5 protein-coding genes and 1 pseudogene are annotated in these 8,285 nt (G+C 51.5%); 2 read left to right on the top strand and 4 right to left on the bottom strand.

What is annotated here, in order from left to right:
* The 3 genes from QQ91_RS01760 to QQ91_RS01750 form a co-directional block, all read right to left on the bottom strand.
* Nucleotides 1-1,427 (bottom strand): serine/threonine protein kinase (locus tag QQ91_RS01760; RefSeq protein WP_166283837.1); only part of this gene is annotated, 1,427 nt, incomplete at its 3' end.
* Nucleotides 1,428-1,669: 242 nt separating this feature from the next.
* Nucleotides 1,670-2,917 carry a Y-family DNA polymerase gene (locus tag QQ91_RS01755; protein WP_201277521.1) on the bottom strand — a complete coding sequence of 416 codons (1,248 nt, stop codon included), beginning with the start codon at nucleotides 2,915-2,917 and terminating at the stop codon, nucleotides 1,670-1,672.
* A 16-nt stretch (nucleotides 2,918-2,933) separates the two neighbouring features.
* Entirely contained in the window at nucleotides 2,934-3,452 is a 519-nt protein-coding gene (locus QQ91_RS01750) for a LexA family protein (protein ID WP_236096255.1), read from the bottom strand.
* Between the two features lie 1,288 nt (nucleotides 3,453-4,740).
* Between QQ91_RS01750 and QQ91_RS01745 the strand changes: the two genes are divergently transcribed.
* Nucleotides 4,741-6,153 (top strand): FAD binding domain-containing protein, encoded by a 1,413-nt coding sequence (locus QQ91_RS01745; protein ID WP_166283835.1) that lies wholly within the window; start codon nucleotides 4,741-4,743, stop codon nucleotides 6,151-6,153.
* Nucleotides 6,140-8,170: a molybdopterin cofactor-binding domain-containing protein gene (locus tag QQ91_RS01740; RefSeq protein ID WP_166283832.1), complete on the top strand. Its 2,031-nt coding sequence runs from the start codon at nucleotides 6,140-6,142 to the stop codon at nucleotides 8,168-8,170. The genes QQ91_RS01745 and QQ91_RS01740 overlap by 14 nt, the downstream gene beginning before the upstream one ends.
* Here QQ91_RS01740 and QQ91_RS21890 read toward each other — a convergent pair.
* Nucleotides 8,167-8,285, bottom strand: a pseudogene (locus QQ91_RS21890) (IS1-like element ISArch17 family transposase); the annotation flags it as partial. The gene QQ91_RS01740 and the pseudogene QQ91_RS21890 overlap by 4 nt on opposite strands.

The following is an 8,285-nucleotide window of genomic DNA, read 5'->3' as shown; positions in this document are numbered from 1 at the left end:
GGCCCCTCAGCATCCGTTCGCTCTAGTTCTCCCGAGGGCGATCCCATGGTGAAACGTCCACCGGGTATCCACACCATGTCCAGGTTGATCCCATTTTCTTGAAAATATGCCGCTGTTCCCTGACTTCGGTCGGTAATCGCTCCTTGAGCATTGAGCTGCACTGTCTCGAAGCTATATTCTTCCAAGTTGACACTAGGGCTTGTTGGGAGGGCCGGACTCCCTCCTGAACTGACTTGGGGGACTGGAATCTCTTCTTCTTGATTTCTGATTGCAGCCCAAATCATTGTCCCTCCAAAACTCACACCCAATGCAGTTAACACATTTCTGCGTGTCCAAACAATTCCTGTAGGACTTGTCGATGGAGCCTGAACTGGCTTTTCTCTATCGACTTCTTCCCTCGGTCGCTTTGCGGATTCCCTCGCCTCTCTAGCTTGACGAGTCTGGTCTTCTCGAAGATGCCTCTCTCGGTCCCTTTGCGCTTGTTTGACTCTCTCTTGCTCCACCCCTTGACGATCTAATGCCAACCGCGATCGCTCATCTCTCTCCTTCTCTTCTTGCCATCGCTCATACCGGCCCCACCAAGCTTTAACATTTCGGGGTCGCTCTGATGCTTCCATCCGTATCGCCGAATCCACCATCTCTTGCCAGGGCGTCTCTAACCTTGCACGCCATTCACGTTCTCTCATAAATCTATTCAGGGCTGACGGCGGCAATTGACCTGTCAACATTTCATGCAGCAGCATTCCCAATTCAAAGACGTCAGTTGCGCTGCTCAACTCTTCAGCAGCCATCAACTCTGGCGGCGCATAGCTTTCTGAGAAGGCAACCGAGCTGGCGGCACTTTTTGACCGCGTCCGACTCAACTCCTGACGCGCTGCTCCAAAATCTAACAGGACGATCCGCCCTGCTTTCGTCACCATCACGTTCTCCGGCTTGATATCCAGATGATATAAATTTTGTTCATGAACCTTGGATAACGCCCCCACCAGGGCATTCATAATTTCTACCACTCTTTGCCTTGGAAGACCTTTTCCTCCCCTTGCGTCCAGCTCATCTCGAAGTGTTTTTCCTTCCAATAACTCCATCACCAGATACACCGTGTTCCGTTCTTCAAACAAATTTTGAACGCGCACGATATTCGGATGCGGATCTCGTTCATTCAGGTCATAGAGAATCTGGCCTTCTCGTTTGAACCGCTCAAACCATTTTTGATACGGGATTTCGCTGCTGGCGGGGGTGATAAGACGACCCGTTGTTCCTTCTCGATGGGCATGCTCCTGAGGGAAATATTCCTTAATCGCCACGCTCCTCGAGAAGAATTTGTGGCGGGCTCGATAGGTTACCCCAAACCCACCTCGGCCTAAAGCATGCTCAATTTCGTAGGTTCCCCCCGCAAGTTCAGTCCCTGGAATCAACAGATCTCGCATCAGGCTTGGTAGGTACGCCCCACAACCTGGACAGACCTCCACGTCGACAGACAGTTCACTCGTCCCACATCGAATACAACGCATTAGGGCTGATTGGAAATTTACAGGCTGCTAACTTAGATTAGCAGACACCCCAGGGTTAGCAGACCCTGTACAAGCATTCGCTAAAATTCTTCAGAAAACTGATTTCACAGTTTTTGGAACCAAGAGGTCTACCAGAACAATTGCGATCGCCCCCACCTTCACTGCACCGTGGGCAGATCCTCCCAGTGGGTCGTGTAGCAAGGCGTCATCCGCTCCCGCTTCATTCCCCAGCGCTTCTGGATCCCCTCACTGGCGAAAAACAGCGATCGCCTCCCATACAGTCGATTCAGCCGATCCACCGTCTCCATCAGTACCTGGGATTTGTCGCTATCCCCTGGCTCAAACAATCCCAGCTGCATCCCATCCACAGGCACCAGGTCAAACAGCATCACCCCCGCCTTCGCATACCGGACTCCCGGCACAAACATCTGCTCCACCCCCTGGCAAGCCGCCGCAATTAGCTTGCGGGTGTCCGCCGTGGGAGCCCCAAATTCAATCTGCCGCGATCGCCTCACAAATTGTTCCTTGGGATTGTGCCGCCCGGTGCGGATTGACACCTGCAGCAACCGGCAGGCCGAACCCTGCGCTCGCAACTTCTCTGCGGCTCTGGTCACGTAGGAGGATACAGCTTCCTTTAAGTCTGGCAATTCGGTGACCCGCTCCCCAAACGAGCGCGAGGCAATGATCTGTTTTTTGGGGGCAATGTCCTCAAACTCCAAACAGGGAATCCCCCGCAATTCCAAAATTAACCGCTCCATCACCACACTGAACCGCTTTCGCATTTGCCCGGTATCACAGTCCCTGAGCTGTCGAGCGTTGTCAATTCCCAGCGCATTCAGCCCTTTCCCCCAGCGGGAACCAATTCCCCAAATCTCATCCACCGCGATGGCCCCCAGCACCTCATCCAAAGCTTTTTCGTTCCCCAGGTTAAACACCGCGCCCGGAATCTTCCGCTGCTTGCAGATCCGATTGGCAATCTTTGCGAGCACCTTGGTCGGTGCGATTCCCATCGAAACGGGTATCCCTGTGTGCTGTTTGATAGTCCTGGTAATGTCTCGCCCATAGCCATCCAAATCAGCAGGATTAAACCCCGACAGATCTAGCCACGCTTCATCAATGCTGTAGACTTCCATCTCCGGCGTGAACTGGGACAAGGTGTTCATCACCCGTGCCGACAGATCCCCGTAGAGCGCGTAGTTACTGGAGACCACAACGGCATTGATCTTTGCTAGCTGATCCTTGGCCTGAAAGTAGGGCACACCCATGGGAATCCCCGCGTCCTTAAGTTCATTGCTCCGGGCCACGATGCAGCCGTCATTGTTACTGAGAACACCCACCGGGCGATGGCCCCAGGCCGGATGGAACACCCGTTCACAGGAGGCGTAGAAATTATTGCAATCGATCAAGGCTATTCGCCGTGGTCTACACCTTGCGGAAGATTCCACTGACCACCCCCCAAATCACCAATTCCATGTCTCCCGTAATGCGGATGGCAGGATAGGCAGGATTTTCTGCCCGTAGCTCCACAAGCCCTCCTTGCCGATACAGCCGCTTCAGGGTCAGTTCCCCGTTCACCACGGCAATCACGATCGCGTTGTGCGACGGCGCGATCGCCCGGTCTACCACCAGATAATCGTTTTCCTGAATGTGGGCTTCAATCATCGAATCTCCCACCACGCGCACGAAATAGGTCGCCGAGGGGTGGGCAATCATAAACTGGTTCAAATCCAGGCTCTGTTCAACGTAATCATCGCTGGGGGAGGGGAACCCCGCTTGGATAGGGATGCCCATCATGGGCAGCTTCAACACCTCTGGTGCGGTCTCTATCGTGCTCACCTCTGAGAGCGTCACGCCGTCCAACTCAAGGCCCTGAGTGAAACACAGCGAACTCTCCTGAGAGTCTTGCCCCAGGTCTGACCGCTTGAACGGTGATTGGCCCATGGAAAACAATCCCAAGATTAGTACATATTTACTAAATAACTAGCATGGCCCTTCAGTTCGAGTCAAGCTTCGCTGGGTTTCTCTTCCCTTTCCTCGACCAGTCTCGCCTCCACGCCAGCACTCATCGAACACAATGCGATCGCTTGTTTAGGGTACAGCAGAGGGAATGATCGCGTGGGTTTTGTACCCTAAACTTGAGCGCAAAAGCCTGGGATCAACCTCAGGTCATAGACTGGGAGAACTCTGCTTTGGGTTTATCCTGCTTCACGAAAAAGCGATCGCGGTTTTGAAAAAAATTTGTGATTGACTTGACCTAGCCTCTCAAGATACAAGATCCTGGCTTCAAATGAAGGCCAATAGTTGTGACTGTTATCGAGAAAAAGATGAAGCCCAACGATTAGAAATCACGCAGAAATAACTTCAACTATTTTTTTGCGCGATTCCCCATTACAAGCAACGCCCCAAATAAATAGATCAACTTATTCCTTCATGAGTTTTTAGTAATCAATCGGGAAAAATATATTGTCTCGATTGAAGTCACATGGGCAAACCCCATGAATTTCTCTATCTAGGTTATGGCCGCTGATGTAGACAGGGATGGCATGACTTTTACCTATTTGTGCTTGTGGTCTATAGTAGTTCCTATCGGTGTACTATCCAACCGGTGTTGTTCCATGGCGGCGACTATCTTCTGCTGAAAAATAATACTGACCTGGGGGTAACAGCATCCTAAATGTTTGCTGTTCTGCCACTGATTGAATGCATACGGTTTTTTCCCAGGTAATCACGTTGACTGCACAAATGGTTAGAGGAGGGATCCAATCACTGGGGTATCTAATGATTCCGTTAACCGCTGTTAGGGACTCAGCTTTTGTAGGGGATTTTATGGATGCCACGATCGCTAGAGACAAGGCTATTATGGAGGCGATTTTTTCAGGTTGCATAGTCTAGAACATATTGATTAATTGCTCAAGTTCCTAACATTTTTTGGCTTTAAATATCTTGCAACAAATCTTTCTCAACAGTTCAACTGTAACCCGCAATCTACGCATGCACTGGAATTCACAAGATGCACAAACAATCAAGATTTAACAAAGGTTTCAGTGGTTTTGTCCTGTACATATAGTAAACTTATTATTTACCCTCTGAACAGATATTGTAAAAATAAGTTAATCATTCAATGAGTCTGGGTGAAATGTAAATTTTTGCCGATCCTTTCTTCTGAACCTAGCTTGTATCGCAGACAATAGGACACAGTGGGAATCACGAGCCAGAGCTCGATATTTTGATGCAGGCCTCTACCCAGTTCATCCTCAATAACCGTCTGGTCAGGACCTCTCAAGCATCTAACCTGAGCGTTCTGGATTACCTGCGCGTATCGAAAAGACTCACAGCCACGAAAGAGGGATGTCGGGAAGGGGGCTGCGGGGCCTGTACGGTGCTTGTTGGGCATGTACAAGGTGAGCAAGTTTTGTATCACACGTTTCTCTCCTGCCTTCTTCCCCTGGGCGAGATGCATGGTAAACATCTAGTGACGCTTGAAGGCATCAATCAATCCCAACTATCCCCAGTCCAACAAGCTCTTGTTGATTGGGGAGCCATTCAATGCGGATACTGTACCCCTGGCTTTGTCATGGCGTTGACCGGCGCATTAATTGCAGAACCGAGATCGCTCCATTGCATTTCCGAAGCCCTGAGTGGAAATCTCTGCCGCTGTACCGGCTATGGCGCAATTCGACGGGCCGCTGAAGACGTGATGAACCGCTTCCACAGCGATCGCCCCATGGACATTGCCAGTGCTGTAGCAGCCCAGATCTTGCCGAATTACTTTCTTCTTATCCCCCAACGCCTAGCCGAGATTCCATCTCCACCGCCCTTACCGCTTCGCTCAGATCAACCAATTATTGCAGGCGGGAGTGATTGGATGCTGGAACATCCGGATACTTCCTGTGTTCCAGCTGTTCAGCTGTTGCAAGCATCTGATCTTCCCAAAGGGCTCAAGGTTCAGGCAGGTAAGCTCCACGTTAGTGCCCTCACCACCTTTGCTGAATTTGCGCACCATCCCTTGAGCCTATCGCTCCTGCCAAATTTATCAAACTATTTTGAACGGATTGCCTCATTGCCCGTGCGTCATCAAGCCACCTTAGGGGGTAATCTCGGAACCGCCTCTCCCATTGGCGATATCAGTGTTTTGCTACTGGCCTTGGGAGCACAACTGCGGTTGCTTAAAGGCGAGAACAGCCGTCTGGTAGAAATTCAGAACTTTTTTACAGGGTATCGGCAATCGCTTCTGGAAACCGGAGAGGTAGTGGCTGAAATTCTGCTACCGCTATCTCTGGCTCAAGACCAGGTCAACTTTGAAAAGATATCGAAACGCAGACATCTCGACTGTGCCATTGTCAATAGCGCCATTCGAGTACGATGTGAACAGCATCGCATGGTTGAGCTGAGCCTGACAATGGGTGGTGTTGCGCCCACCCCAATTCTGATGAAACAGACAGCTCAACATCTACAAGGAGAGAAGTTAACCGTAGAACGACTCAAATCAGCCCTGGATATCGCGCAAACGGAGATTGCACCGATCTCAGACGTCTATGGCTCTGCAGCTTACAAGCGACTGCTGGCGCGGCAGCTGATCATTGCCCATTTTATAGAGCTATTTCCAGAGTTGACCGTGAGGAAGATCGATGAAGCGGCTTGATGCCAAAACCCAAGTACGAGGCGAGGCGGCCTTCGTAGATGATATGCCCCGTTCCGAACCGATGCTCTATGCAGCGATCACCGGATCAACGGTCGCCCACGGAAAACTCCTGTCTATTGATCCGAAGCAGGCTCTGGCAATGGCAGGGGTCAAGGCCGTTTTGACCGCAGCAGATATTCCAGGCAAGAATTGCTGGGGGACAATTCTTGCCGATCAACCCTTCCTAGCCGATGACCTGGTGGAATATTGGGGACAGCCCGTTGCAGTGGTTGTGGCCACCTCCACGGCGATCGCCCGGCGAGCAGCACAACACATTCACCTCCAGATCGAAGCACTTCCCGCAATGATCGATCCAAGAGAAGCCTTTCTGCGGGGCCAAATCATCGGGACACCCCACACCTTTGTCATGGGGGATGTGGATAGGGTTTGGCAGGACTGCGATTATGTTGTGGAAGCAACCTGTAACATCGGTGGGCAAGAGCATTTATACCTGGAAACCCAGCGATCACGAGCCACTCCCCTGGAAGGCAACACAATGCGTCTGGATTCGGCAACCCAAAACCCCTTCGGAACGCAGCGAACTGTCGCGCAGATCCTAGGCTGGCCATGCCATGGGATTGAAGTGGACGTCAAGCGTCTTGGGGGCGGATTTGGGGGTAAAGAGGAGCAGGCCAGCCTCTGGGCAGGTTTAGTGGCCTTGGCAGCGTGGAAGCTACAGCAACCTGTAGAATTGGTCCTCTCTCGCCTTGATGATATGCTCATGACGGGGAAGCGCCATCCATACTCCTCGGATTTTAAGATTGGGTTTACCCGCGGGGGGGAAATTTTGGCCTATGCCGTGCAGCACTACCAAAATGCAGGGGCCTATGCAGACCTCTCGACGGCAGTGCTAGAGCGAACCCTGTTTCACAGCACCAATGCCTACTTTATTCCTCATGTCCGTATTTTTGGGGTCTGTTGCCGCACGAACATACCACCGAATACCGCCCTGCGGGGCTTTGGTGGTCCCCAAGCCATGTTTGTGATCGAAAGTGCGATCGCAAAAGTTGCTGAAACGTTGAATGTGCCTCGAGAAGAGATTCAGGCAAAAAATCTGTTGCGGCGAGGCCAACACTTTCCCTATGGTCAAGCGTTCGCCAACGATGAACTCCAGGAAAGCTGGCACGATCTTGAGCAAACCTATCATGTGGCCCAGCTTCGCGATCGCATCCATCGCTTTAATCACAAAAATTTTGCCAAGAAGAAAGGCTATGCCATCATGCCCATCTGCTTTGGGATTTCCTTCACCACCACGTTTTTGAACCAGGCTAGTGCCTTGGTCCATGTCTACGGGGACGGAAGTGTCAGCGTGTCCACCGGGGGCGTGGAAATGGGGCAAGGACTTAATACAAAATTAGCCGCGATCGCCGCAAAAACCTTTGGCATCCAGCCCCATCGCATCAAACTCGAAACTACCAACACCACCCGAATTGCCAATATGTCTCCCTCCGCAGCCAGCGTGACCACAGACCTCAACGGAAATGCAATGATTCTGGCCATTCAGCACATTCTCGATCGACTCAAACGGCTGGTGGCCCAAACACTCAAGATCGGTCAGCCGGACCAAATCACCCTAGTTAATGAAGACTTTTGTCTGAATGGTCAACCCCTGGGGCTGTCTTGGGACGAGGTAATCCACCAAGCTTGCTTAACCCGCACGGATTTATCCGCTCATGCCTTCTATACAACCCCAGACGTCGACTTTGACCGCGGCCAGGAACAAGGACACCCGTTTGCGTATCATGTGTGCGGCGCGGCACTTCTAGAAGTCACCCTGGACTGTTTGCGAGGAGTTTATAGCATTGATGCGGTACAGATCATCCATCAATTGGGTCGATCGCTCAATCCCGACGTGGATCTCGGTCAGGTGGAAGGAGGCCTTGCCCAAGGGTTAGGGTGGATGACCCTCGAAGATCTTCAGTTCAGGCACTGGTTCCGCTACGTGGGGATGCTGAAAGCATTGTGTGTCCTGGGTTAGATTGCATATCGCATCGTTAGAAGTTGCGACCAAGATATCCCAGTTTCCACAATCCCTAACCTGACAGCGGGAACAACTTTAGTGGTGAAATGAACTCGAACAAAGTTGTGGACGA

It is taken from the genome of Lyngbya confervoides BDU141951 (genome assembly GCF_000817775.3).
GTDB lineage: Bacteria > Cyanobacteriota > Cyanobacteriia > Thermosynechococcales > Thermosynechococcaceae > Lyngbya > Lyngbya confervoides.
This window is presented reverse-complemented; position numbering and strand designations above follow the sequence as displayed.

What these genes read in the sequence shown, in the direction of transcription:
- QQ91_RS01750 (WP_236096255.1), bottom strand. Translation starts at nt 3,452, where the DNA reads ATGGGCCAATCACCGTTCAAGCGGTCAGACCTGGGGCAAGACTCTCAG.
- QQ91_RS01740 (WP_166283832.1), top strand. Translation starts at nt 6,140, where the DNA reads ATGAAGCGGCTTGATGCCAAAACCCAAGTACGAGGCGAGGCGGCCTTC.
- QQ91_RS01745 (WP_166283835.1), top strand. Translation starts at nt 4,741, where the DNA reads ATGCAGGCCTCTACCCAGTTCATCCTCAATAACCGTCTGGTCAGGACC.